This is a genomic window from Rhizobium zaerense, from assembly GCF_051810725.1.
GTDB classification, from domain to species: Bacteria; Pseudomonadota; Alphaproteobacteria; order Rhizobiales; family Rhizobiaceae; genus Rhizobium; species Rhizobium leguminosarum_I.
Map to the genome: position 1 here is coordinate 183,594 of NZ_CM132690.1, position 23,707 is coordinate 207,300.

Annotated in this window: 24 protein-coding genes; 19 read left to right on the forward strand and 5 right to left on the reverse strand. The window is 61.7% G+C overall.

The features are described from left to right. The first annotated feature begins 1 nt into the window (after nt 1). The 5 genes from ACS4RR_RS00930 (at nt 2) to ACS4RR_RS00950 (ending at nt 3,136) form a co-directional block, all read left to right on the forward strand. Nucleotides 2-583 (forward strand): histidine phosphatase family protein, encoded by a 582-nt coding sequence (locus ACS4RR_RS00930; RefSeq protein ID WP_222280064.1) that lies wholly within the window; start codon nt 2-4, stop codon nt 581-583. Nucleotides 584-589: 6 nt separating this feature from the next. Further along, complete coding sequence (gene pyrF / locus ACS4RR_RS00935; protein ID WP_260297591.1) at nt 590-1,297, forward strand: orotidine-5'-phosphate decarboxylase; 708 nt, start codon at nt 590-592, stop codon at nt 1,295-1,297. 19 nt (nt 1,298-1,316) lie between these two features. After that, on the forward strand, nt 1,317-1,604 hold the full coding sequence (locus ACS4RR_RS00940) for a DUF1330 domain-containing protein (RefSeq protein ID WP_017966663.1): 288 nt from the start codon (nt 1,317-1,319) through the stop codon (nt 1,602-1,604). 113 nt (nt 1,605-1,717) lie between these two features. Next, on the forward strand, nt 1,718-2,698 hold the full coding sequence (locus tag ACS4RR_RS00945) for a complex I NDUFA9 subunit family protein (RefSeq protein ID WP_260297589.1): 981 nt from the start codon (nt 1,718-1,720) through the stop codon (nt 2,696-2,698). A 285-nt stretch (nt 2,699-2,983) separates the two neighbouring features. Then, the gene (locus ACS4RR_RS00950) at nt 2,984-3,136 is read left to right on the forward strand and encodes a hypothetical protein (protein ID WP_003544729.1); all 153 of its coding nucleotides are present in this window, start codon (nt 2,984-2,986) and stop codon (nt 3,134-3,136) included. Nucleotides 3,137-3,356: 220 nt separating this feature from the next. Here ACS4RR_RS00950 and ACS4RR_RS00955 read toward each other — a convergent pair whose 3' ends face one another. Next, a complete protein-coding gene (locus ACS4RR_RS00955; protein ID WP_260297587.1) occupies nt 3,357-4,154 on the reverse strand; it encodes an undecaprenyl-diphosphate phosphatase in 798 nt (265 codons plus the stop codon). A gap of 232 nt (nt 4,155-4,386) precedes the next feature. On the opposite strand from ACS4RR_RS00955, the gene ACS4RR_RS00960 reads away from it, so the two are divergent. The 9 genes from ACS4RR_RS00960 (at nt 4,387) to ACS4RR_RS01000 (ending at nt 14,655) form a co-directional block, all read left to right on the forward strand. After that, nucleotides 4,387-5,079 (forward strand): glutathione S-transferase family protein, encoded by a 693-nt coding sequence (locus ACS4RR_RS00960; RefSeq protein WP_162115458.1) that lies wholly within the window; start codon nt 4,387-4,389, stop codon nt 5,077-5,079. 12 nt (nt 5,080-5,091) lie between these two features. Next, nucleotides 5,092-6,249: a tRNA epoxyqueuosine(34) reductase QueG gene (gene queG / locus ACS4RR_RS00965; RefSeq protein WP_456189581.1), complete on the forward strand. Its 1,158-nt coding sequence runs from the start codon at nt 5,092-5,094 to the stop codon at nt 6,247-6,249. Then, on the forward strand, nt 6,249-7,160 hold the full coding sequence (locus ACS4RR_RS00970) for an SDR family oxidoreductase (protein ID WP_456189582.1): 912 nt from the start codon (nt 6,249-6,251) through the stop codon (nt 7,158-7,160). The genes queG and ACS4RR_RS00970 overlap by 1 nt, the downstream gene beginning before the upstream one ends. Before the next feature lie 365 nt (nt 7,161-7,525). Continuing rightward, a complete protein-coding gene (locus ACS4RR_RS00975; RefSeq protein ID WP_017966657.1) occupies nt 7,526-7,888 on the forward strand; it encodes a septal ring lytic transglycosylase RlpA family protein in 363 nt (120 codons plus the stop codon). 144 nt (nt 7,889-8,032) lie between these two features. Beyond that, on the forward strand, nt 8,033-9,322 hold the full coding sequence (locus tag ACS4RR_RS00980; protein ID WP_456189583.1) for an RsmB/NOP family class I SAM-dependent RNA methyltransferase: 1,290 nt from the start codon (nt 8,033-8,035) through the stop codon (nt 9,320-9,322). 285 nt (nt 9,323-9,607) lie between these two features. Then, the gene (locus ACS4RR_RS00985) at nt 9,608-10,885 is read left to right on the forward strand and encodes an imelysin family protein (protein WP_260057118.1); all 1,278 of its coding nucleotides are present in this window, start codon (nt 9,608-9,610) and stop codon (nt 10,883-10,885) included. A gap of 47 nt (nt 10,886-10,932) precedes the next feature. Next, nucleotides 10,933-12,471, forward strand: coding sequence for a di-heme oxidoreductase family protein (locus tag ACS4RR_RS00990; protein ID WP_456189584.1), 1,539 nt, complete (start codon nt 10,933-10,935; stop codon nt 12,469-12,471). Next, nucleotides 12,471-13,571 (forward strand): imelysin family protein, encoded by a 1,101-nt coding sequence (locus tag ACS4RR_RS00995; protein ID WP_260297579.1) that lies wholly within the window; start codon nt 12,471-12,473, stop codon nt 13,569-13,571. Before ACS4RR_RS00990 ends, ACS4RR_RS00995 begins: the two co-directional genes overlap by 1 nt. A gap of 4 nt (nt 13,572-13,575) precedes the next feature. Next, nucleotides 13,576-14,655, forward strand: a complete 1,080-nt coding sequence (locus ACS4RR_RS01000) for a DUF1513 domain-containing protein (RefSeq protein ID WP_456189585.1) — start codon at nt 13,576-13,578, stop codon at nt 14,653-14,655. A gap of 17 nt (nt 14,656-14,672) precedes the next feature. On the opposite strand, the gene ACS4RR_RS01005 is transcribed toward ACS4RR_RS01000, so the two are convergent. Next, complete coding sequence (locus ACS4RR_RS01005; RefSeq protein WP_260297576.1) at nt 14,673-15,749, reverse strand: DUF2252 family protein; 1,077 nt, start codon at nt 15,747-15,749, stop codon at nt 14,673-14,675. Between the two features lie 267 nt (nt 15,750-16,016). Between ACS4RR_RS01005 and ACS4RR_RS01010 the strand changes: the two genes are divergently transcribed. The 3 genes from ACS4RR_RS01010 (at nt 16,017) to guaA (ending at nt 18,778) form a co-directional block, all read left to right on the forward strand. Next, nucleotides 16,017-16,466 (forward strand): PaaI family thioesterase, encoded by a 450-nt coding sequence (locus tag ACS4RR_RS01010; RefSeq protein ID WP_170280245.1) that lies wholly within the window; start codon nt 16,017-16,019, stop codon nt 16,464-16,466. Continuing rightward, nucleotides 16,463-17,101, forward strand: coding sequence for a 5'-methylthioadenosine/S-adenosylhomocysteine nucleosidase (locus ACS4RR_RS01015; protein WP_017966649.1), 639 nt, complete (start codon nt 16,463-16,465; stop codon nt 17,099-17,101). Before ACS4RR_RS01010 ends, ACS4RR_RS01015 begins: the two co-directional genes overlap by 4 nt. 114 nt (nt 17,102-17,215) lie before the next feature. Continuing rightward, complete coding sequence (guaA, locus tag ACS4RR_RS01020) at nt 17,216-18,778, forward strand: glutamine-hydrolyzing GMP synthase (RefSeq protein ID WP_456189586.1); 1,563 nt, start codon at nt 17,216-17,218, stop codon at nt 18,776-18,778. Between the two features lie 336 nt (nt 18,779-19,114). Here the strand turns inward: guaA and ACS4RR_RS01025 are convergent, their stop codons facing one another. Next, the gene (locus ACS4RR_RS01025) at nt 19,115-19,588 is read right to left on the reverse strand and encodes a GFA family protein (RefSeq protein WP_260109885.1); all 474 of its coding nucleotides are present in this window, start codon (nt 19,586-19,588) and stop codon (nt 19,115-19,117) included. A gap of 39 nt (nt 19,589-19,627) precedes the next feature. After that, a complete protein-coding gene (locus ACS4RR_RS01030) occupies nt 19,628-21,055 on the reverse strand; it encodes a coniferyl aldehyde dehydrogenase (protein ID WP_456189587.1) in 1,428 nt (475 codons plus the stop codon). 96 nt (nt 21,056-21,151) lie between these two features. On the opposite strand from ACS4RR_RS01030, the gene ACS4RR_RS01035 reads away from it, so the two are divergent. Then, nucleotides 21,152-21,763, forward strand: a complete 612-nt coding sequence (locus ACS4RR_RS01035) for a TetR/AcrR family transcriptional regulator (RefSeq protein ID WP_456189588.1) — start codon at nt 21,152-21,154, stop codon at nt 21,761-21,763. A 232-nt stretch (nt 21,764-21,995) separates the two neighbouring features. On the opposite strand, the gene ACS4RR_RS01040 is transcribed toward ACS4RR_RS01035, so the two are convergent. After that, nucleotides 21,996-22,373 carry a nuclear transport factor 2 family protein gene (locus tag ACS4RR_RS01040; RefSeq protein ID WP_260109882.1) on the reverse strand — a complete coding sequence of 126 codons (378 nt, stop codon included), beginning with the start codon at nt 22,371-22,373 and terminating at the stop codon, nt 21,996-21,998. A 157-nt stretch (nt 22,374-22,530) separates the two neighbouring features. Here ACS4RR_RS01040 and ACS4RR_RS01045 point away from each other — a divergent pair, with 157 nt between their 5' ends. Beyond that, entirely contained in the window at nt 22,531-23,415 is an 885-nt protein-coding gene (locus ACS4RR_RS01045; protein ID WP_260109881.1) for a helix-turn-helix domain-containing protein, read from the forward strand. Nucleotides 23,416-23,707: the final 292 nt, after the last annotated feature.

Below are 23,707 nucleotides of genomic sequence, written 5' to 3' on the forward strand. Positions count from 1 at the left end.
GATGTTCGGGATCTATATCACCCATCCGCAGGTCAGGATCGATGCGAACGTGCCCGTGCCGAAATGGGGGCTTTCCGATGTCGGCGCGGCGCGCGCCCGCAAAGCGGCCGAGAGCGGCTGGGCGAGGCAATTGCGGCGCATCGTCTCCAGCGACGAGACGAAGGCGATCGAGACGGCCGAAATCCTGGCGGAAGCCTCCGGCGTGACAGTCGAGATCGTCCACGGCATGCATGAGAACGACCGCTCGGCCACCGGCTTCCTGCCGCCGCCGCAGTTCGAAGAGGCCGCCAACTGGTTCTTCGCCCATCCGGAACAAAGCTTCAGGGGCTGGGAGCGCGCCGTCGATGCGCAACGCCGCATCGTCGAGGCCGTGAACGCCGTTCTTGCGACGCATGAAGCCAGGGCGCCGATCGCCTTCGTCGGCCATGGCGGCGTCGGCACGCTGCTCAAATGCCATCTGGCGGGCAGACCGATTTCCCGCGACCGCGACCAGCCGGGCGGCGGCGGCAATCTCTATGCTTTCGGCCTTGCGGATCGCCGCTTATCATGCGACTGGACACCCATCGAAGACTGGCAAGGGTGACTTCAGATGGACGCACGCGAGCGGTTGATCGTCGGCCTGGATGTTCCAACGATCGGCGAGGCGGAAAGACTGGTTTCCACGCTCGGCGACGACATTCTGTTCTACAAGATCGGCTATCAGCTGGTCTTTGCCGGCGGCCTGGAATTCGCCCGCGATCTTGCCGCCGGCGGCAAGAAGATCTTCCTCGACATGAAGCTGCTCGACATCGACAACACTGTCGCCTCCGGCGTCGAGAACATCGCCAAGATGGGCATGTCGATGCTGACGCTGCACGCCTATCCGAAAGCAATGAAGGCGGCGGTCGAGGCCGCGGCCGGCTCCGGGCTCTGTCTGCTCGGCGTCACCGTGCTGACCTCGATGGATGCCGATGACCTTGCCGAGGCCGGCTACAGCCAAGATCCGCACAGCCTGGTGCTGCGCCGCGCCAAACAGGCGCGCGCAGCCGGAATGGGCGGTATCGTCTGCTCGGCGGAGGAAGCGGCTGCCGTGCGCGAGATCGTCGGTCCCGACCTGGCGATCGTCACCCCCGGCATTCGCCCGACCGGAAGCGACAGAGGCGACCAGAAGCGGGTGATGACGCCTTTCGACGCGCTGAAGGCGGGAGCGACGCATCTCGTCGTCGGCCGGCCTGTCGTAAAGGCGCCGGATCCCCGAGATGCCGCCCGCGCGATCCTCAGCGAGATGGTGAGCGCACTCTGGCCGGCAAACCGCTAACCATTAAAGGGAGAAGACCATGGCCAAAGGATACTGGATCGCCCGCGTCGACGTTCGCGATGCCGAGCGCTACAAGGATTACGTGGCGGCGGCCAAGCCGGCCTTCGAAAAATATGGGGCGAATTTCTTGGCGCGCGGCGGCGCCTTCACCGAACTCGAGGGCAAGGCGCGCGCCCGCAACGTGGTGATCGAATTCCCCTCGATGCAGCATGCGGTCGACTGCTACAATTCGCCGGAATACCAGATCGCCGCCAAAATCCGCCAGGAAGTCGCGGATGCGGAAATGGTCGTCGTCGAAGGCGTCTGAGCGGCTTCGCATGCGCAAAAAACTGACGGCGTGATGGGCCTTCCCGTCGCGCCGGGATTCGTCTAAGACGAGAGCCAATTCAGCATCCCGCAAAGCCTTTCGAGGAGCCTGCCATGACCCTTGCCAACCTGCCGCCGCTCGTTACCGTGTTCGGAGGGTCCGGCTTCGTGGGCAGGCACGTGGTTCGGGCGCTGGCCAAGCGCGGCTATCGCATCCGCGTCGCGGTGCGCCGTCCCGATCTCGCCGGCTTCCTGCAGCCGCTCGGCAATGTCGGCCAGATCTCCTTCGTCCAGGCGAACCTGCGCTACCGCAGCTCGATTGACCGCGCCGTCGACGGTGCGAGCCACGTCGTCAACTGCGTCGGCATTCTGCACGAAACCGGCCGCAACACTTTCGACGCCGTGCAGGAATTCGGCGGTCGTGCGGTTGCCGAAGCCGCGCGCGGCGCAGGTGCGACGCTGACGCATATTTCGGCGATCGGCGCCGACGCGAAATCCGATTCCGCCTATGGCCGCACCAAGGGTCGCGCCGAAACGGCCATCCTCTCGGTCAAGCCCGATGCAGTGATCTTCCGTCCGTCGATCGTCTTCGGACCGGAGGACAGTTTCTTCAACAAGTTTGCCGAGATGGCACGCATGTCGCCGATCCTGCCGCTCGTCGGCGGCGGCAAGACGAAATTCCAGCCTGTCTATGTCGGGGATGTCGCCGAGGCCGTCGCCCGCGCCGTCGACGGCAAGGTCGCCGGCGGCAAGGTCTACGAACTTGGCGGGCCTGAGGTGCTGAGCTTCCGCGAATGTCTCGAGACGATGCTGAAGGTAACGTGCCGCAAGAACCGGCTGATATCCCTGCCCTTCGGCATCGCTTCGATGATCGGCAGCATCGCCTCGCTGATCCCCTTCATAACGCCGCCGATCACGCCGGATCAGGTGCGCCTGCTGAAGCGCGACAATGTCGTCTCCCGGGAAGCCGAGGCGGAAGGCCGCACGCTGAAGGGCCTCGGCATTACGCCCACCATGGTGGCATCGGTGCTCGGCTCCTATCTCGTGCACTATCGTCCGCACGGCCAATATACCGGCACCGGCAAGGCCGCCTGAGTATCTTTTCCAGACGACGAGACTTGGCCGTCTGCGGATCCTGCGGGCGGCCTTTTGGCGTTGCCGTGTCCCGCAAAGCCCGGCGCAAGTTCGAAGTGTTCTGGTTCTCGGCATATTCAGCGGCGTTGCATAAAAGACGCATCGGAAATTTTGTGGAATTAACGCCAAATTTAGCAGGAACGTTTATTGCTATTTGCCATTCCACTGACTACCAAACCCGCGCGTCTTCCAACGGACTCAACGCCAGCGGTCGCGCGCGGCAATCACTGTGAAAGGCAATTCTCGATGGGCAAGTCAATCGCGCTCCTGTTTGCGTGTGCGGCGCTGGTTATCCTTGCAGGCTCTTTCGTTGCGCCCGGTTCGGTCGCGGCGGTGAAGGGCGATTGCTCGCCGGCCTACGGCGTCGATCCTTGCTCGACGGCTTCGATCATCCATTGACGAAAAGCCTGGCCCCTGCGCCGGCATCCTGCTCCAACCAAGCAGTCGATCGGAACGCCTGAAACAGGGCGCTCGACAGTGAACGTCATGTCTCGCCTGCCCCTCAATGACTAACTGAGAGATCGGCACATTGCCGGTAATCGGGTGCCTGTTTGTGCGGTCCGACGGGGCATTTGCATTCGCGCCGGGAGTTGCGCGAATGCAATGCGGGATGGATGTCTCAGGCAATCAAGCCGGTCGCGGCCATGCCGAGCAGCAAGACACCGAGAATGATGCGGTAGATGGCAAACAGGGTAAATCGGTTGCTTCTGATATAGGCCAGCAGCCATTTGACCGCGATGAAGGCGACGACCGTGGAAACGACGAAGGCGATGGCGAGCGCCGTCCAGTCTTCGCCTGCCGCTCCGCCGTCCTTGAAGGTCTTCAGCAATTCATAGCCGCTGGCGGCATACATTGTGGGTATGCCGACGAGAAAGGCGAATTCGGTCGCCGCGGCGCGGTTACCGGTACCCGCCAGCATGGCGACGAAAATCGTGGCGCCGGAGCGCGAGGTTCCCGGGAAGATGCCGGCAACGATCTGGGCGATGCCGACCAGGATGGCGACAAGCCAGGTGATCTCTTTATGCGGCGGCCTGCGCGCGGCGGCCCATTCGGCAAAGATCATCCAGATACCGCCGATGATGAGCGCCCAGGCGATCGGTGTTGCGGTCTCCGGAAGTTCAAAGCCGAGCTTCTTGACGATCAGTCCGAGAATCGCGGTGATGAGAAAGGCGACGATCAGCTTGGCGGCATAATCGCGGTTGGCGGGGTCGCGCCAGCCAAGCACCAGATCCACCAGGCGGCGCCAGTAGATGATGGTGACGGCGAGGATGGCGCCCGCCTGAATGACGATGTTGAACATATCCGACCGATGTCCGAGCCATTGCTCGGCAATGATCAGATGGCCGGTGCTCGAGATCGGCAGGAACTCGGTGATCCCCTCTATGACACCGAGTATTGCAGCATTTATATAATCCATACATTGTCTCCGGTTTAAAGTTCGGTCGGGCCTGAGCGCTTGGGTCGATCAGGCTGCCGCTTCCATTCGTTCGTTAGACCGTGTTTCGCCATTATCAGATGGCCCGAAAAATCCGATTCGCTTGTATTGGCGGGGCCAAACTCCTATAGCTTCAACCAATGAGTCATGACTAGGGCGCTATAATCGAGCTGCCACACAGTCCTGTAACAGCAATCACAACGCCCGAGTATCGATGCCCACGCTTTATCATCATCCCATGTCATCCGCATCTCGCTTCGTTCGGCTGATCCTGGCGGAATACGGCTATCAGGCGGATCTGATCGAGGAGCAGACATGGGAGAAGCGCCGGGATTTCCTGGCGCTCAATCCGGCCGGCACGCTGCCGGTCTATGTCGACGACAGCATGCGCGCGCTTTGCGGCACGAGCGTCATTTCCGAATATCTGGACGAGACGCACGGCGTCTTGAAACGCGACCGGCGGCTGCTCGCCGAAGACCCTTTCCAGCGGGCCGAAATCCGCCGGCTGACCGAATGGTTCATGCAGAAGATGGAAAACGACGTGACCAAGCCGCTCGCCCGCGAGCGTGTCTATAAGTTGCAGATGAGCGCCGATCAGGGCGGCGGAGCGCCGGATTCGAAGGTTTTGCGCACGGCGCGCGCGAATATCCGCCAGCATATGCGCTACCTGACCTGGCTTGCCGGCTCGCGTCAATGGCTGGCTGGCGAGCGAATGAGCTATGCCGACCTTGCCGCCGCGGCCTCGATCTCGATCCTCGATTATCTCGGCGAGATCGAGTGGGCGGATTCGCCAGTCGTCAAGGACTGGTACCAGCGGCTGAAGTCGCGTCCGTCCTTCCGGCCGATGCTGACCGAGCGCGTGCGCGGACTGACACCGGTTTCCCACTATGCCGATCTGGATTTCTGACGAGGGCTCTTCATGCCCGAACCTGACAATGACGACAAAGAACGCCGCCGCCGCGACAATTTGACCGAGTTCGTCCGGGCGGAATCTGCCGCCAAGGGCTTCGATCTCTGCCGTATCACGCGCCCGGATGCGATCCCCGAAGCCAAGGAGCGTCTCGGCCAGTTCATCGATGCCGGGCGCCACGGGACGATGGAATGGATGGCGGAGACGCGCGACCGGCGCGGCGATCCGCGCACACTGTGGAGCGAGGTGCGCTCCGTCGTCGTCTTCGGCCTCAACTACGCCCCGGAGGAAGATCCGCGCGGCATTCTCGACAAGCCTGATAAGGCGGCGATTTCGGTCTATGCCCGCAACCGCGATTATCACGACGTCATCAAGGGCCGGCTGAAGGAGATCGCCACGCGCTTTGCAGCGCGGGCGGGCGCCGATGTGAAAGTGTTCGTCGATACGGCGCCTGTCATGGAAAAACCGCTGGCGGAGGCAGCCGGGCTCGGCTGGCAGGGCAAACACACCAATCTCGTCAGCCGCGTTCATGGCTCCTGGCTGTTCCTCGGCACGATGTTCACGACCGCCGATCTTGTGGTCGACGCAGCCGAGACCGATCATTGCGGTTCCTGCCGCGCCTGTCTCGATATCTGCCCGACGGCTGCCTTCCCGGCGCCTTACCAGATCGATGCGCGGCGTTGCATCTCCTATCTCACCATCGAGCACAAGGGACCGATCGACCCCGATCTGCGCGGGCTGATCGGCAACCGCATCTATGGCTGCGACGACTGTCTTGCCGTCTGTCCCTGGAACAAGTTCGCAAGCTCCGCCTCCGAGATGAAGCTACAGGCCCGGGACGATCTCAAGGAGCCGTCGATCGCCTTTCTGCTGACGCTCGACGATGCCGCCTTCCGTGCCTTTTTCAGCGGCTCGCCGGTGAAGCGGATCGGCCGCGACCGCTTTATCCGCAACGTGCTGATCGCCGCCGGCAATTCCGGCGAGACGGCGCTCATCGGGCCATGTCGCGAACTTACGGAGGATCCCTCGCCCGTGGTGCGCGGCATGGCGGTCTGGGCGCTTTTGCGGCTGATGGAGGCTGGCGAATTTGCGGCCTTTGCCGCACAAAGGGCGGATGAGAGAGATGACGACGTCCTGAACGAATGGCGATTGGCGGGAGTGGGCTGATGCATGTGATGATCTTTGGCTGCGGTTATTCCGGCACGGCGATCGCCAAGGCCTTTGCCGGCGACGGCGTTCGGGTTTCCGGCACCACGCGCTCACCTGACAAAGTGGACGCGCTCCGTCAGAACGGCATCGAAGCTTTCCTTTTCGATGGAGAGAGTATCGAAGGGGGGCTGCGCCAGGCTTTGGACGGCGTCACTCATCTGGTGCAGTCGATCGCCCCTGGCAAGGCCGACCCACTGCTGCGGTTGCTCGGTAAAGACGGCGCATACCTGCTGCCGAAGCTCGAATGGATCGGTTATCTCTCGACCGTCGGCGTCTATGGCGATCACCAGGGCGCCTGGGTGAACGAGGAAACGCCGTGCCTGCCCGTTTCCGGCCGGTCGAAGGAGCGGCTCGAGGCGGAAGAGGGCTGGCTGGCGATGGGCCGGGAGCGCGGCCTGCCGGCGGCGGTGTTGCGCCTTTCCGGCATCTATGGGCCGGGACGCAACGCCTTCTGCAATCTGGAAAAGGGCACGGCGCGACGGCTGATCAAGAAGGACCAGGTGTTCAACCGCATCCGCGTCGAGGATATCGGCGCGGCGACGCGTTTCCTGTCGGAGCGCGGCCTCGGCGGCATCTATAATGTCACCGACGACCGACCCGGCCCGCCGCAGGATGTGATCGTCGAGGCAGCCCGCCTGATGGGGGTAGAATCGCCGCCGGAGCAGGCGTTCGAGACCGCCGAATTGACGCCGATGGCGCGCACTTTCTACGGCGAGAACAAACGGGTTTCGAATGCCAAACTGAAGGCCGCCGGCTTCGCATTTTCCTTCCCGAACTATCCTATGTCGCTTGCGCAATTGTGGCGGGACGGATGTTGGCGCGGGTTAGAACGCAGTCTTGTTTGCGACGGACGCATTCACCCAGAATGAGTAGGAAATTCCTACTTTCCCGCTTTGGCCGGACAATCTTCGCCGCATCTTATGGTTAACGGCCTTTGAATTTGCCCAAATGTGGCAGTAAATATGGCGAAATCGGAAAAATATTTTCGCGATTTTCGTGAACGCCGAGGCGTTAACTATCCCTTCGGAAAATTCGTTCGGATTTTAGCTGATTTTATTAGGTTTTTTCCACGCTTGGGCGCGGCGTGCATTCCCGGAATCCCGACGTCACACTCACGAATGTTACAGATTGTAATATTCCGTGAAGCTGCACGGCACTTTTTCGCCACTTTTTCACAGATTTAAGCCCCGCCGCCTGCAAGGGCGCGAGTTCAATAGTTGAGGGATACTCTGTTTTGAAGAAAATACGTCGTTCTATTGTCGCCGCTGTAACTATTGCAGCCTGTTCTTCCATGCTTCCGGCGGAAGGTTTTGCTGGCAATGGCTGTGGCGGTGCTTCATGGTACGCACTTCGCTCCAAAACTGCTTCCGGGGAACGTATGAACCCTGCCATCTTGACTGCCGCACATCGTTCGCTTGCTTTCGGCACCAAGGTGAAGGTCACCAACAGCAACAATGGCCGCACCGTCGTCGTTCGCATCAACGATCGTGGTCCGTTCATCCGCGGTCGTGTGCTCGACCTGTCGCGCGCCGCCGCACAGAATATCGGCATGGTGAGCTCCGGCACTGCGAAGGTCTGCTACCAGATCATCAGCTGAGGCCAGCACTGACTGCGCCGGAAGCGGCGCTTGCTCTTGCCGTCAATCGCGGTTACCACGCGGTTGAGACTTGTGAACAATTGACTGCGTGACACTCACGTTTGCGCTGGTCGTTCCCACGCCACGGCAACAGGAGACATGTGAATGCGTCTGGGCGGCCGCCTCGAAGGGGCGATTTCTGTGCTCGCGGACATCGATGCCCGCAAGCGGCCCGTCGCCGACGCGCTGAAGGACTGGGGCCTCGCGCACCGCTTCGCCGGCTCCGGCGATCGTGCAGCGATCGGCAACATCGTCTATGACGCACTGCGCATGCGGCTTTCCCACGCCTGGCTGATGGATGACGAGAGTGCCGCGGCCATTGCCCATGCCGTCATGTTCCGCCAATGGGGTTTCACGCCAGACAGTCTTGCCACTGAGCTGGCAGATGACAAGTTCGCGCCGGCGCCGCTTTCAGCCGACGCCGTCTCGGCCTTTCAAAGCCGCTCGCTCGACGATGCGCCGCCGCATATCCGCGGCGATATTCCCGAATGGGTCCAACCCTCCTTCGAGCGGGCCTTCGGCGCCGGCTGGCTCGCCGAGGCACAGGCACTCGCAGCGCGCCCGACGCTCGATCTGCGCGCCAACCTGCTCAAAGCCTCCCGCGACAAGGTCGTCAAGGCGCTCGAAAGAGCCAACGCGCATGCAGCGAAGATCGCCCGCCACGGCATCCGGATTGCCGCCGGCGAAGGCGCCTCGCGTCTTCCCAACGTGACAGCCGAGCTATCGTTCCAGAAAGGCTGGTTCGAAGTTCAGGACGAGGGATCGCAGATCGTCGCCGACCTAGTGCTCGCCCACGACGGCGAACAGGTTCTCGACTATTGCGCCGGCGGCGGCGGCAAGACGCTCGCCATGGCGGCGGCCATGCAGAACAAGGGACAGGTTCACGCCTATGACGCCGACCGCAAACGGCTGGCGCCGATCATCGAGCGGCTGAAGCGGGCGGGCACACGCAATGTCCAGGTGCATGACGACGCCAGGGCGCTCTCCGGCCTTGCCGGACGCTGCGACAAGGTGCTGGTCGACGCACCCTGCACCGGCACCGGCACGTGGCGCCGCCGCCCCGATACGAAGTGGCGGCTGACGGCGAAGAACCTCGACGAGCGCACCGCCCAGCAGCAGGACGCGCTGGCGCAGGCGAGCAGCTTCGTCAAATCAGGCGGCGACCTGATCTATGTGACCTGCTCGGTCCTGCCTCGGGAAAACGAGGAACAGGCGCGCCGCTTCACGGCTGACAATCCTGATTTTCAGATCGTCAGTGCCCTGCCTGCCTGGGATCAGCTCTTCGGCAAGGACGCCCCGCGTCCGCACTCTTCCGACGGCCTGTCGGTGACTTTGACCGCCGCCTCCACCGATACCGACGGCTTCTTCTTCTGCCGCATGCAGCGGAAGGGTTGACGCGGTTTAGCGGAGGCATACGCAGCTGCCGGTTTTTCAAGCAAATGCCGTTCAAAAATGACCGGTTAGCCGCGCCTGTCCATTCTTAAAATCATTCCAAACTAGAGTGTTTGACACCAGTTTGCTTTTGCGCGAAGAGACGAAGCCCGATGACAGCGCCGCGCGTCTTATCAGACGCGCAAAGGACGCTGTAACACTTTGAATCGACGCATCGCGCTTTCCGAAAATCGATTCCGATTTTCGGGCCGGTGCCGTAGACGGAAAATCCCGTCACAGGAGAGGATCATGAAGCTCAACCGCAAATTCCGTGCAGCCGTGCTGGCGATCGCCCCCGCCGCCCTGCTCGCCCTTCCCGCGCATGCCGAGACCGATGCCGCTAGCGTGGTGAAACACTATGCCGATGTGGCGCATGCGAAATACGAGGACTCGCTGACGACGGCCAAGGCGCTCGACGCTGCGATCGACGCCTTTCTGAAGGCGCCGACCGATGCGACGCTCAAGGCCGCCCGGGAGGCATGGATCAAGGCGCGCGTTCCCTACCAGCAGACGGAAGTCTATCGCTTCGGCAATCCGATTGTCGACGACTGGGAAGGCAGGGTCAATGCATGGCCGCTCGATGAAGGCCTGGTCGACTATGTCGATGCCTCCTACGGCACCGAGAGCGACGAAAATTCTCTCTATGTGGCCAATGTCATTGCCAACAAGACGATCAAGATCGACGGCAAGGATGTCGACGCCTCCAAGCTGACGCCGGAATTCCTCTCCGGCACGCTGGCCGAGGCCGGCGGCATCGAAGCCAATGTCGCGACCGGCTACCACGCCATCGAATTCCTGCTCTGGGGACAGGATCTGAACGGCACGGGCCCTGGCGCCGGCGACCGCCCGGCAACCGATTACGACCTCAAGAATTGCACGCACGGCAATTGCGACCGGCGCGCCGAATATCTGAAGTCCGCCTCCACCCTGCTGGTTTCCGACCTGCAGGAAATGACCGACAACTGGACGCCGGACGGTGCGGCGACCAAGAACATCGAAGCCGATCCGAAGGCCGGCCTCGTGGCGATTCTGACGGGCATGGGTTCGCTTTCCTACGGCGAGCTTGCCGGCGAGCGCATGAAGCTCGGCCTCTTGCTGCACGATCCGGAAGAAGAACATGATTGCTTCTCGGACAACACCTACAACTCGCATCTCAACGACGCGATCGGCATCGCTGCTGCCTACACCGGCAACTATACCCGCGCCGACGGCACCAAGCTCAGCGGCCCGTCGCTGCACGATCTGGTGGCCGCCAAGGACAAGGCGCTCGATGCCGAAGTGGAAGGCAAGCTCAACAAGACGCTCGATGCGATGAATGCCATGGCAAAGCGCGGCGAGACCGTCGAGAAGTACGACCAGATGATCGGCGAGGGCAACAAGGACGGCAACGCCGTCGTCCAGGCCGCCATCGACGGCCTGATCGACCAGACGAAATCGGTGCAGCGCGTCATTGCCGCACTCGATCTCGGCACGGTTCAGCTTGAAGGTTCCGACAGCTTGGATAATCCTAACGCCGTCTTCAAATAAGCAAAAAGGCGGGCCGCTTCGAAAGCCGGGGCGGCCCGGACCCTGAAATGTCGCATGTCCCGGCCCGCCGATTGATCGCCAGCGCAGCGCTCTGCGCCACACTTGCCGGTTATTCCGTCAGCATCGCCGCCGGTTTCGATCTGCCGACGAAACGTACCGACCTTTCCGAAGCCGATCTGCAACGCGTCGCCGACGTCACCCGGCCGACGGCGGATTTTTCCAAGGCCGAACAATACGAGGCCATGCAGGCAGGGGCGACGACCTCGATCGACCCTGTCACCGAGGACAGCTTCTCGCATATTTCGGCCAATATCCCCTTCGAGGAAGAGCAGAATTTCAAGCTCGGCAACGCGCTCTTCCGCAAGCTCTGGGTGTCCGCTCCGTCCTCGACGCAGGCCTCCGATGGTCTCGGGCCGCTGTTCAACGCCCGCTCCTGCATGAGCTGCCATGTCAATGATGGCCGCGGCAGGCCGCCGGAGGGAGGCCCGAGCGCCACCTCGATGTTGCTGCGGCTTTCCCGTGCGGCCAGGACGCCGGAGGAAGAAAAGGCGGTTGCGCGTGCTGATGTCGTCAATTTTCCCGATCCAGTCTACGGCCATCAGCTGCAGGACCTCGCCGTTCCCGGCCTTGCCGCCGAGGGGAAAATGGCGATCAGCTACCGCGAAGAGAGGGTGACGCTCGTCGACGGCGAGATCGCGTCGCTGCGCCGGCCGAGCTATGCGGTTGTCAATCCCGCCTATGGACCGCTCGATCCCGCGACGACAATTTCGCCGCGTGTCGCCTCGGCGATGATCGGCCTCGGACTGATCGAGGCCATTCCCGAAGCCGATATCCTCGCCCATGCCGATCCGGACGATGCCGATGGCGACGGCATTTCGGGGAAGGCGGCGATCGTGCGCGACCATCGCAGCGGCAAGATCGCGCTCGGACGATTCGGCTGGAAGGCGCAGAACGCCACGGTGCGCGACCAGAGTGCCGATGCCTTCGCCAATGATATCGGCATCTCGACGCCCGATCAGTCGAATGCGCAGGGCGACTGCACCAGGGCGGAAGAAAAATGCCTTGATATGCCGACCGGGGTGCAGAAACGGCTGGGCGCAGAAGAAGCGCCGGGTCCCATTCTCGACCTCGTGACCTTTTATTCCGAAAATCTCGCCGTTCCGGCACGGCGCAAGGCAAGCTTCGCCGAGACGCTGCGGGGCAAGCGGATCTTCTACGAAAGCGGCTGCATTTCCTGCCACGTGCCGAAATTCGTCACCCGGCGGGATACGCCCGAAAAAGCACAGTCCTTCCAGCTGATCTGGCCCTATTCCGACTTTCTTCTGCACGACATGGGCGACGGGCTTGCCGACGGACAGCAGGTCGGCCTTGCAAGCGGACGTGAATGGCGCACGCCGCCGCTATGGGGTATAGGACTGACCCGGACTGTCAGCGGACACAGCTTTTTCCTGCATGACGGCCGTGCGCGGAGCCTCACCGAAGCGATCCTTTGGCATGGCGGTGAAGCTGAAAAGGCCCGCAACGCTTTCTCCTCCCTGCCGAAAGACGACAGGGCGGCCCTGATTACATTCCTGGAGTCACTTTGATGCGCCTTTGGCACCCCCTGCTCTGCCTTACTCTGATCGGCCTCGCCACATCAGCAGCCGCCCAGACCGTAGCTCCCCCGGCAGGGCTGAACGAGGATGCCGTTCCCGCCGTCATGCAGCGCGCCGTCGACGAGGTGATCCGTCCCGGCTATCGCAACATGCAGCAATCGGCCGCCCGGCTGACGACGGCGATGAAGGATCTTTGCAGCGACGGCACGCAGCAGACGCTCGACAAGGCGAAATCGGCCTTCGACGATACGATCCGCTATTGGTCGATCATCGAAATCGTCCAGACCGGACCGGTTATCCAGGACAATCTCTTCGAGCACATCCTGTTTTATCCCGACCGCAAGGGCGTCGGCCTCAAGCAGGTGCAGGCGCTGATCGCCAAGGCCGATCCGAAGGATGCAACGGTCGATGCGATCGCCGGCAAGAGTGTTGCGCTGCAAGGCCTGACGGCGCTGGAATACGTGCTCTACGGCAATGGCTCCAACGATCTCGTCGGGAAGAAAAACGGCTTCCGCTGCCTTTACGGCCAGGCGGTCGCCGGCAATATCCAGCGTGAAGCCGGCGAAGTCGTCGCCGCCTGGGAAAAGCCCGACGGCGTGCAGGCGAGCTGGAAACATACAGGCCCGCAGAGCAACGATTTCATGGACAACAAGGAAGCAGTGACGGCGCTGCTCGGCATTCTCGTCCATGGTGCGGAGAATGTCCGCGACCAGCGGCTGGAGCAGTTCTACAAGGGCAAGGACGCTGCGCCACGGCCGCGCATGGCGATCTACTGGCGCTCCAAGAATACCTGGAAATCGATGGCCGCCAATCTGGAAGGCCTGCGCACGCTCTGGCAGAAGGCCGGCATGGCCGAGCTTCTGCCGCCGGACAAGCAACCGATTGCCGCCTCGATCGACGAGGACTTCAAATCGCTGCTCGACAGCGTACCGAAGCTCAATCCCGACATCGACGTCGCCACGAGCGATGCAGAGAAGGCCAAGCTCGATACGCTGCTTGCCGACAGCCGCAACCTGATCACCCGGATCAGCGACGAATATGGCGCAGCGATCGGCCTTTCGGCCGGCTTTTCCTTTTCGGACGGAGATTGAGACGATGATGCGAAGTGCCGCAATCAACCGACGCAGCTTCGTCAAGGCGGCCGGCCTCGGCTTCCTTGCCACCTTGACACCAAGGTCGCTGATGGCGCTGGAGCAGACTGATGCGGTCTATGCCTCGGGCATTCGGGCAGCCGACGGCTCCTTTGCCATTGCGACCGTGACCGAGCGCGGCGAGATCGTCGATCAGATGACGCTTCCCGCCCGCGCCCACGGCATGGCCTTCAGCGCCAGCACCGGCAAGACGGTCGCCTTCGCGCGCCGGCCGGGCACCTTTGCGATGATCTTCGATCCCCGGAACAAGGGCGAGCCGGTCGCCATCAGTTCGCCAGAGGGCCGGCATTTCTACGGTCATGGCGCTTTCTCTCCCGATGGTCGTCTGCTCTATGCCAGCGAGAACGACTTCGACGGCAATCGCGGCATGATCGGTCTCTACGACGCCACGAACCGCTTCACCCGCATCGGCGAATTCGAGACCTACGGCATCGGCCCGCACGACATGACGGTTTCCGACGACGGACGCCTGCTCATCGTCGCCAATGGCGGCATAGAGACGCATCCGGATTTCGGCCGCACCAAGCTCAATCTCGGCGAGATGCAGCCGTCGCTGGCGCTGATCGATGCGGCGACCGGAGCGCTGATCGAAAAACATATGCTGCCGGCGGAATGGGCGGAACTCTCCACTCGCCACGTCGATCTCGGCGGCGAGGGCCGCATCTGGTTCGCCTGCCAGTACGAAGGTCACCGCAAGGATTTGCCGCCGCTTGTCGGCCATTTCGCCAAAGGCGAGAATCTCTCCTTCATCGACCTGCCGGAGGAGACGACGCGCCGGCTAGCCAATTACGTCGGAGCGATCGCGGTCAATCGCAGCGAAGGTCTCGTCGGCATCACCTCACCGAAGGGCGGCGCCTCGGTGACGATCGACGCAAGGACGGGCAAGGTGCTGGCCGAAGCGACCATTCCGGATGCAGCGGGCATCGCGCCGGCAAAGAGCGGCTTTGCCGTCTCCTCCTATGACGGCGATTTCCTGTCGACCCGCAGCGACGTCGCCTGGGATCAGCACATCGTGCGGATCTAAATGAGAGAAGCAGAGCTCTAGCCGGAACGCGAATAGGCTTTCTGCTCGGCGCTGACGCTCGATGCCGCCGCTCTTGCCGCCTCGTGCAGCCATTCGTTTCCCCGCACCGCCAGATCCTTCAGGATCGCCGCAACCGCTGCCGCATCGTCGGAATGGCAATTGGCGATCTCAAAGCCCATCAGTTCGAGCATTGTCGGCGAAAGCAGGATCTCGGGACGCCGGTCGATTTCGATCTTGCAGCTGTTCGGCGAGAGCCGGCGCACGAGGATGCGGCCGGAAACCCGGTAGTGCGGATCGGCTGAGCGCGCCCGCCCATTGGCGATCTCGCTTGCATGGATCGCCACGTCCTGTGGCCTGTGGCGAAGCGACCAGGCCGACGGCAGCAGCGCCTTTGCCTCACGCAGCACCGGCCCGCCCTGCCATTCGGCATAGGCGACGAAACGCGGCCGGCCGAGACTGCCGGTGCCGCCGCTGCGCGGCTTCGGCACGAAGGGCGCCGTTCCGGACGGCAGCGCGGCGGCGAGCGCCTTGGCGTAGGCTGGCGGCGGCGGCTTACTGCCGGGAAGCAACATTTCGTATTTCTCCCAGAATTCCCTGCGTCCGGAATTCGGCAGCATCAACGCCTTGCGCAGCCATTTGTGGTCGCGCTCGAGGATGACGGGCAGCGGATTTTCAAGGCCCCTGCGATAGCCGCTCAAGATCAATTCGCCGATCATGCGAACCGAGGGACCGTCGTCACCGCGCGCCAAGACGGCGCTTGTTGCAAGGCGAACGAGATCAAATGCATAGGGCATCACCGCCGCGTCGTCGAAATCATTGACGCCCCAGACAAGCCGGCCCTCGATATCGCGCCAGGTGCCGAAATTCTCCAGATGCGTATCGCCGATCGCCAGCACCTCGGGCGCGCCTGTGAGTTCCGGACAGATATCGAGGATGATCTCGCACCAGCGCCAATAGGTGGCGCGCAGGAAGACGAAATCGCCGCTTCGCATCTTCTCGTGCTTCTCCCTGAGATCGTCCTTGACGAGATCGTCGCCGAGTTCGCCGGCCAGCCAAGTCTCGAAATTCCGCACCGATTGCGATATCGTCGTCATGCCGGCGCTCCATCATTTCGCGACCCGATGCGAAGAATACGCGCACCGCGCGAAGCTGCAATCGTCTTCGCATCGGATCGCCATAATCAAGCGGTACTGGCCAGCGGTATTGGCCAGCGGTACCGGCTTGCCCGGCGACGGAAAGGTGAAAGGTTGCCCCGGCGACACGGTCCTGGGTTTCCATCGGCGCCCGGACCGATTTCAGCAATGTCCAGCTTGTCGAATGCGGCGCGCCATGCCATTTTCGCGGCTGTAAGAGGGGCAGACATGAGCGAGACTGACAGGGGCGATTTCCGCGCGCGAATCCGCCGTAATTTTGCGCGGCAGGCGGCGATGGAGACAATCGGCGCGGAGCTGACGCGCGTCGAGCACGGCGTCGTCGAGATCGAGCTGCCCTTCGACGTCAAACTGACACAGCAGCACGGCATCCTGCACGCAGGCATCATTTCCGCAGCGCTCGATTCGGCCTGCGGCTTTGCCGCCTACAGCGTCATCGACCCGGAGGCCTCGATCCTGACGATCGAGTTCAAGGTCAATCTCATGTCGCCGGGGCGTGGCGATCGTTTCCTGTTTCGCGGGGAAATCACCAAACCCGGCTCCACCATCATCGTCGCCGACGGACGAGGCTACGCGATCGGCGACGGGCCGGCGAAACTCATCGCCTCCATGACCGGAACGATGATGGTGATCCGCGGTAGAGAGGGCATTACGGGATGAAGTTCGAACTGAAATCGGTCGCGGGGAAATCCATTCTTTTCGTCATGGCGGCGGAGGCCGAATACGGTCCCTTCCTGCGTTCGCGCATCGAACCGCTGATGACAGGCGTCGGCCCGGTCGAGGCCGCCATCGCGCTGAGCAAGACATTGGCACGGCTGGATGCAGCCGACGACCTGCCCGATCTCGTCGTGTCCCTCGGCTCGGCCGGCTCGGCGAAACTGGAGCAGACCGAAATCTATCAGGTGACCTCGGTTTCCTACCGCGACATGGATGCCTCGCCGCTCGGCTTCGAAAAGGGCAAGACACCCTTTCTCGACCTGCCGGCAACGCTCGAACTGCCGCTGCGCATTCCCGGCATTGCCGAAGCAAGCCTTTCCACCGGCGGCAACATCATCTCAGGTGCCGCCTACACGGGCGTCGACGCCGACATGGTCGATATGGAGACCTATGCGGTACTGCGCGCCTGCCAGGGCTACAAGCTGCCGCTGATCGGCCTCCGCGGCATTTCCGACGGCGCCGTCGAGCTGCAGCATATTTCGGGCTGGACCGAATATCTGCACATCGTCGACCGCAAGCTCTCTTACGGCGTCGATAGTCTGTTCACGGCGCTGGAGGACGGGGTTTTCTGGTTCTGAGCCCTTCAGCGCCCCGCGCCTTGTCAGACGCGCGGGGACAATTGCAACAATAAAAACCTGATGCCGCCGATTTCCCGGATTGCCAGGCGAAGCGCTTTTCATTAAAGCCTCGCCATGACCCAGACAGCACATCCCGACTCCGTTCTCATCGTCGATTTCGGCAGCCAGGTGACCCAGCTCATCGCACGACGCGTGCGCGAGGCCGGCGTCTATTGCGAGATCGTCCCCTTCCAATCGGCCGAAGAAGGCTTCCACCGCCTGCAGCCGAAGGCCGTGATCCTGTCCGGCAGCCCGGCTTCCACGGTGGACGAGGGATCGCCGCGAGCGCCTCAGATCATCTTCGACAGCGGTCTGCCGGTGTTCGGCATCTGCTATGGCCAGCAGACAATGTGCATGCAGCTCGGCGGCAAGGTCGAGAGCGGCCATCACCGCGAATTCGGCCGCGCCTTCCTCGATGTCGACAGGGACTGCCAGCTGTTCGAGGGCCTCTGGTCCTCCGGCTCGCGCCACCAGGTCTGGATGAGCCATGGCGACCGCGTCACCGCGCTGCCGGATGGTTTCGAGGTGGTCGCCACCTCCTCCAACGCGCCCTATGCCTTCATCGCCGACGAGAAGCGCAAATATTACGGCGTGCAGTTCCACCCGGAAGTCGTGCATACGCCTGACGGCGCCAAGCTGATCGGCAATTTCATTCACAACATCGCCGGCATCAAGGGCGACTGGTCGATGTCGGCCTATCGCCAGAAGGCGGTCGAGCAGATCCGCGCGCGGGTGGGCGACAAGCGCGTCATCTGCGCGCTTTCGGGCGGCGTCGACAGTTCCGTCGCAGCGCTCTTGATCCACGAGGCCGTCGGCGACCAGCTGACCTGCATCCTCGTCGACCACGGGTTGATGCGCAAGGACGAGGCGGCCGGCGTCGTCGCCATGTTCCGCGAGCACTACAATCTGCACCTGCTGCACGTCGATGCCGCCGATCGCTTCATCGGCGAACTCGAAGGCGTCAGCGACCCGGAAACCAAGCGCAAGATCATCGGCCGGCTGTTCATCGAGACCTTCGAAGAAGAAGCGAAGAAACTCGGCGGCGCCGACTTCCTCGGCCAGGGCACGCTCTATCCCGACGTGATTGAGAGCGTTTCCTTCACCGGCGGCCCGTCGGTGACGATCAAATCGCACCACAATGTCGGCGGTCTGCCGGAGCGCATGAAAATGCAGCTCGTGGAACCCTTGCGCGAGCTCTTCAAGGACGAAGTGCGCGCGCTCGGCCGCGAGCTCGGGCTGCCCGACAGCTTCATCGGCCGCCACCCCTTCCCAGGCCCCGGCCTTGCGATCCGTTGCCCGGGCGGCATCACCCGCGAAAAGCTGGAGATCCTGCGCGAGGCCGATGCGATCTATCTCGACGAAATCCGCAAAGCCGGCCTCTACGACGCCATCTGGCAGGCCTTTGCCGTGCTGCTCCCCGTCCAGACCGTCGGCGTCATGGGCGACGGGCGCACCTATGAATTCGTCTGCGCGCTGCGCGCCGTCACCTCCGTCGACGGCATGACGGCGGACTTCTACCACTACGACATGGAATTCCTCGGCCGCGCCGCGACCCGCATCATCAACGAGGTGCGTGGCATCAACCGCGTCGTTTATGACGTGACGAGTAAGCCGCCTGGTACGATCGAGTGGGAGTAGGGAATAGCGCAGCCTGGCGTAGGAAGTCGAATTCTGTCGTTGACAATACAACGATTTTCGAACTGTGCCGCGCACTATCCGATGCATCATCAACTGAACCGCCGATGTACTTAAGCGACTGATTTGGCTAGAGTTGTCCGGCGGCGGTCACGGGCGGCGAAAGTGTGGCGGATCTGTCTGACGGTACTTTTGAAGGTAGTCGTCGTGTGCGGCCAAACGTCTAAGAAAAGTGCCGTCAGTCCGTTTTCCGCCTGACGATACTTTTTTTGCAATCAAGGCCTTTGAGACACAATCTGAAAGCTGCCCTTCACGTGGCTCTTCCGCGCGAACGGTGCTTTAGCTGGAGCCCTGCAAACCACCCATGATCAGTTTCCCGACCGCGAACTCGCTCGCGAAATAGCCGCTGTACTTGGGTAAACTGTCTGCCATGTCCATCACACGACGGTGATAGAAGATGTCCATCCGTACCGGCGGCAGCCGGGTTTGCGGGCCGAAGTTGCTGGTCGGAATGAACATCACCTTGAGTCGCCCCGCCCCCATAACCTCTACGACCGGATTGCCGCAAGTGCGGCAGAGCCCGCGATCGAAGTTCGGCGGTGAACGATACTTCTTGAACGAGATATTATCGGCACCTTTCAGTGCCACATCCTTGGCGCGAATAGCGACAACATCGGCGAACGGTTTGCCGTTGAACGCCTGGCAGATCAGGCAGTGGCACCGAAACCTGGCTTTCGGTGAGGTATGCACCTCGAACGAGTAAGCGCCGCATTCGCATGCGCCGCGTAGCGGCAACGACGTGTCGGTGGTCATGTGCTGACTCTCCTTGAATTCATGGGGAAGGAAGGCCGGTCATCGAAGTATCATTTTAAGGATCGCATCGATGGGCTGCTTGAACGGGGCATGCAGCAGGCTGGAGAGGTTCCATCGACCCTGCTCATAGATGCCCTTGGCATGGCTGAGGCTGCGGAAGCCCTCAATGCCGTGGTAAGCGCCCATGCCGCTCGGCCCAACGCCACCGAAGGGCAGGTCGTCCTGGGCAATGTGCATGATCGTGCCGTTGATTGTGACGTTGCCTGAGGTTGTTCGACTCAGCACGTTGCGTCGATCTTCGTTATCGGCTCCGAAATAGTAGAGCGCGAGCGGCCGGGGCCGCGCGTTGACATAGGCGATTGCGTCACCGATGTCGCGGTAGGGAAAGATCGGCAGGATTGGACCGAAGATTTCTTCATGAGCGATGCGCATGTCGTCGGTCACGCCGAGCATCACGGTTGGGGCCAGCGTATTGGAACGGTTGGACGCATCGCCGGGCCGGTTGCCGGCCTCGATGATCCGGGCTCCCTTGGCTCTGGCATCTTCGATCAGGCCCCGGATCCGGACATATTGCCGCTCGTTTACGATGGAAGTGTAGTGCTCACTTGTCGGGCCAGCCGGGTAGAAAGACGCTACCTGTCGGCCATACGCGGCAACGAACGCGTCAAGATCGTCTTCGTGGACGAGAGCGTAGTCCGGGGCGATGCACGTTTGACCAGCGTTGACCAGCTTACCGAACACCACGGCCGCGGCCGCTCGGTCGAGAGAGAGCCCCTTGGCGATGATAGTCGGTGATTTACCCCCCAGCTCCAGCGTAACCGGGACGAGGTTGTCGCTGGCGGCCTTCATCACCGCCCGCCCCACGGCGGTGCTGCCGGTGAAGACGAGATGGTCGAACGGCAGAGCCGTGAACGCCGCTCCCACCGCCGCATCACCAGTGACGATCGCGAACTGGTCCTCAGGGAAGATCTCGCCGAGCATCTTGGCGAGCAGTGCATTGGTGACGGGCGTGAACTCCGAAGGTTTCAGCATCACCCGGTTTCCGGCGGCAATGGCCGTGGCAACCGGCATAAGGGCAAGGTTGATCGGGTAGTTCCAGGGAGACATTACGCCGACGACGCCGAGCGGTTGATATTCGATGCGCGCGTTACCCATTCGCATCGTCATAGCGACATGGCGGCGGGTCGGAGCCATGAATCTACGAAGATTGCGGATCAGATACTTCACACCTTCGGCAACGACCACGATCTCCATGATCGCAGTTTCATACCGTGAGCGATGGCCGAAATCGGTATTGATGGCGTCTTCGATCGCTTTGCGGTGGCTGATGATCGCCGCCCTCAGTTTTGTCAGATCGGCGCGTCGCTGCGCCAGCGAAGGCGCACCGTCAAGCAGGAAGGCGGCACGCTGGGCGGCAAGGAGACCACTTAGCCGATCAGCGTCGGTGATGTTTGCGGTTGCGTTCATGGCCCACTCCGATGTAGACAGGAGAAACTTCGGCCCTGACATAAGCACTTATGTATTCACTGTCAACAATGTAATCACAAGAAACTTTGAGGCATCATGCAGGACGCACCCAACCGCCCCTATCACCACGGTGATCTCCGTCGTGCGATTATCGAGACGGCATTGGATATGCTTGCCGAGGAAAAGGGCTGGCAGTTCACGCTGCGGGAAGTCGCGCGCCGGGCTGGCGTCAGCCACGCGGCACCCTACAAGCATTTTCCCGATAAAGCCGCGCTGCTTGCGGAACTCGCCATGATTGGCTTCGACCGGCTGCGGCAGTCGCTATCGGCCGCGAAGCCGAAGGCGCCCAAATCTCTGCGCGACGAAATTACTCCGGTCGCTCACGCCTACGTCGAGTTCGGAACGAACAACCCGGCTCTCTACCGCCTGATGTTCAGCGCGGGGGAGGAGAAAGTCGCAGGGCTGCATCTCAATGAGCGGGCGCTCGCGGTGTTTGATGTTGCGCTCGAAATCCTCCGGCGCGGCCAAGCCGCGGGGAGCATTCGCAAGCGGCCGATAGAAGGTCAGGCGGTAGCCTGGTGGGGGCTCATCCACGGTATGACCATGCTTGCGATCGATGGTCTCCTAGTGCCCGAGAAGGTCGGATCGGCCCCCTTGGGTGCGGCCTTGAATACGCTGGTGGAAGGGCTGGAGAACCCGGCAACGTGACACTAGCTGCGCGTGGTTGACCTCTTCTTCGTGAAGGTGAGCCCGGCGTCGCAAGTAGTCCCAATCGTTGCTCATCTAATCGTCCACTGCAGAGCCGTCCAAATCACCGAAAATTCGCTGGTAGGCGCAGTGACGATCTGCTCGTTATTCGCGCTTATCGCGAAGCTCCTTGGAAAATGGACAAGTAGTTGGAGCAGGGCCGCTTTCGTTCCGCTGCCCCAGATGCGGTGACTTATTTGCCCCAGAACTGGTCCTCTTCTTCCGGATCGGAGGAGAACAGCCAGACTTCGACGATCTTGCCATCCTGCACGCGCAGCAGATCGATACCGGGCTGGTCGACTTTGGCGCCTTCGCGTTGACCGGCGAACTGGATTTCGATGGCAACCAGGTCGCCGTTGGCGAGATAGCGATGGGCATGGGTGATGGCGAAACTACCACCAGACTTTGCCATCATGGCACCAAACTCGACAATGCCGTTCTTGGTGCCCGAGAACTGGTTATTGCCCGGCTGATGCCAAATGACCTGGGGCGAAAGCAGTTCGCCGAGCGTGGCCTGATCGCCGGTCTGGACGGCTTTGATATAGGCTTTTCCGATGTCGATAGTCGTCATTTCGGTCTCTCATTTGCAGATGTTGAAACCTGCTGCGAAGTGCCCTTCGCAGTTCATAAGAGTGATAATAATGGGTAGCATCCCATTCCGTCGTGGTTCGTAGTCGCCGAAATATGATACTTATCGGACATGTTCGACCGGAATTGGCGCAACGCGAATGACAAAGAGCCGAGCGAAGCTGGATCAACTCAATTACCGTCCGAGCGGGCGCGATCTGGATGTTGAGGTATTTCATTTTTCGGACTTGCGCCGCCGCGTGACCTCCGAACATATCCTGGCGCTGTACCATTATTCCTTCCACACGCTGATCTGCGTGACCGAGGGTGCGGTGACCCAGGTCGTGGACTTCCAGCCGGTCGATTGTGCGGCCGGATCCCTCCTCTTGTTGAGGCCCGGGCAGGTTCACAGTTTCGGTAGTGATAAAGGCTGGGACGGGTGGATGGTCCTGTTCCGCGCAGAATTCCTCCCATCGGAGATGCAAACGACTGCCGATCTGCTGCCTGTCCTGGGTCTGGATCGGCTGCCGGATCACCTATCCCTACTCACTGCCGATTTCGGCGCTGTGAATGAGGCGATCGCCAGGATGCAGCAGGACGCCACGAGCCCCGCCCCGCCCAAGGATGTACACGCGCTCTTGCGATACGAACTTTGTGCGCTGCTTCTGCGCCTTGCCATCCTGCAGGATCAGCACATGGGCATTGACGTCGCACAAAGCCCGGGTGTGCAGCGTTATGCCAGGTTTCGCAGGCTAGTCGAACAAAACTATGCTGGCTGGCATCAGGTATCCGCCTATGCGGCAGCTCTAGGCTGTACCGAGAAAAGCCTGACGCGAGCGGCGTTGGAAGCGACCGGGCAAAGCGCCAAAAACGCCATCACGGCTCGCATCGCCTTGGAAGCCAAACGGCTCCTGGTCCATACCAACAGGCCCATCTACCTCATCGCAGAGGACCTCGGTTTCGCGGAGGCAACCAATTTCGCTAAGTTTTTCAGCCGCGAAACCGGTTTCACCCCGATTAAGTTTCGCAAGCAATACAAGAACTGAACGCCTTAGGAATAGCACCTTGACCGCCACGGCTAGCTTGGGGATGGATTCTATCCTGCCAAGGGCGCGGCATCATGTCTCGAAACGGCGTCCTTATTCGGAGGGGCAAACCTACGATCTGAATAAAAACCCTGCGGAATACACCGGCATCGGTGTAGCCGCTTGGCTAGTCAACCTCATCGATCGGTCTTGAACTGAGCTGAGGCATTTCGCGATCCCTTGTTCATGCGGATCTGTTGCGGGTAGTTCGTGGTCGTCATGCCGGTTCGGACGGTGCCCAGACGCCGTCAGG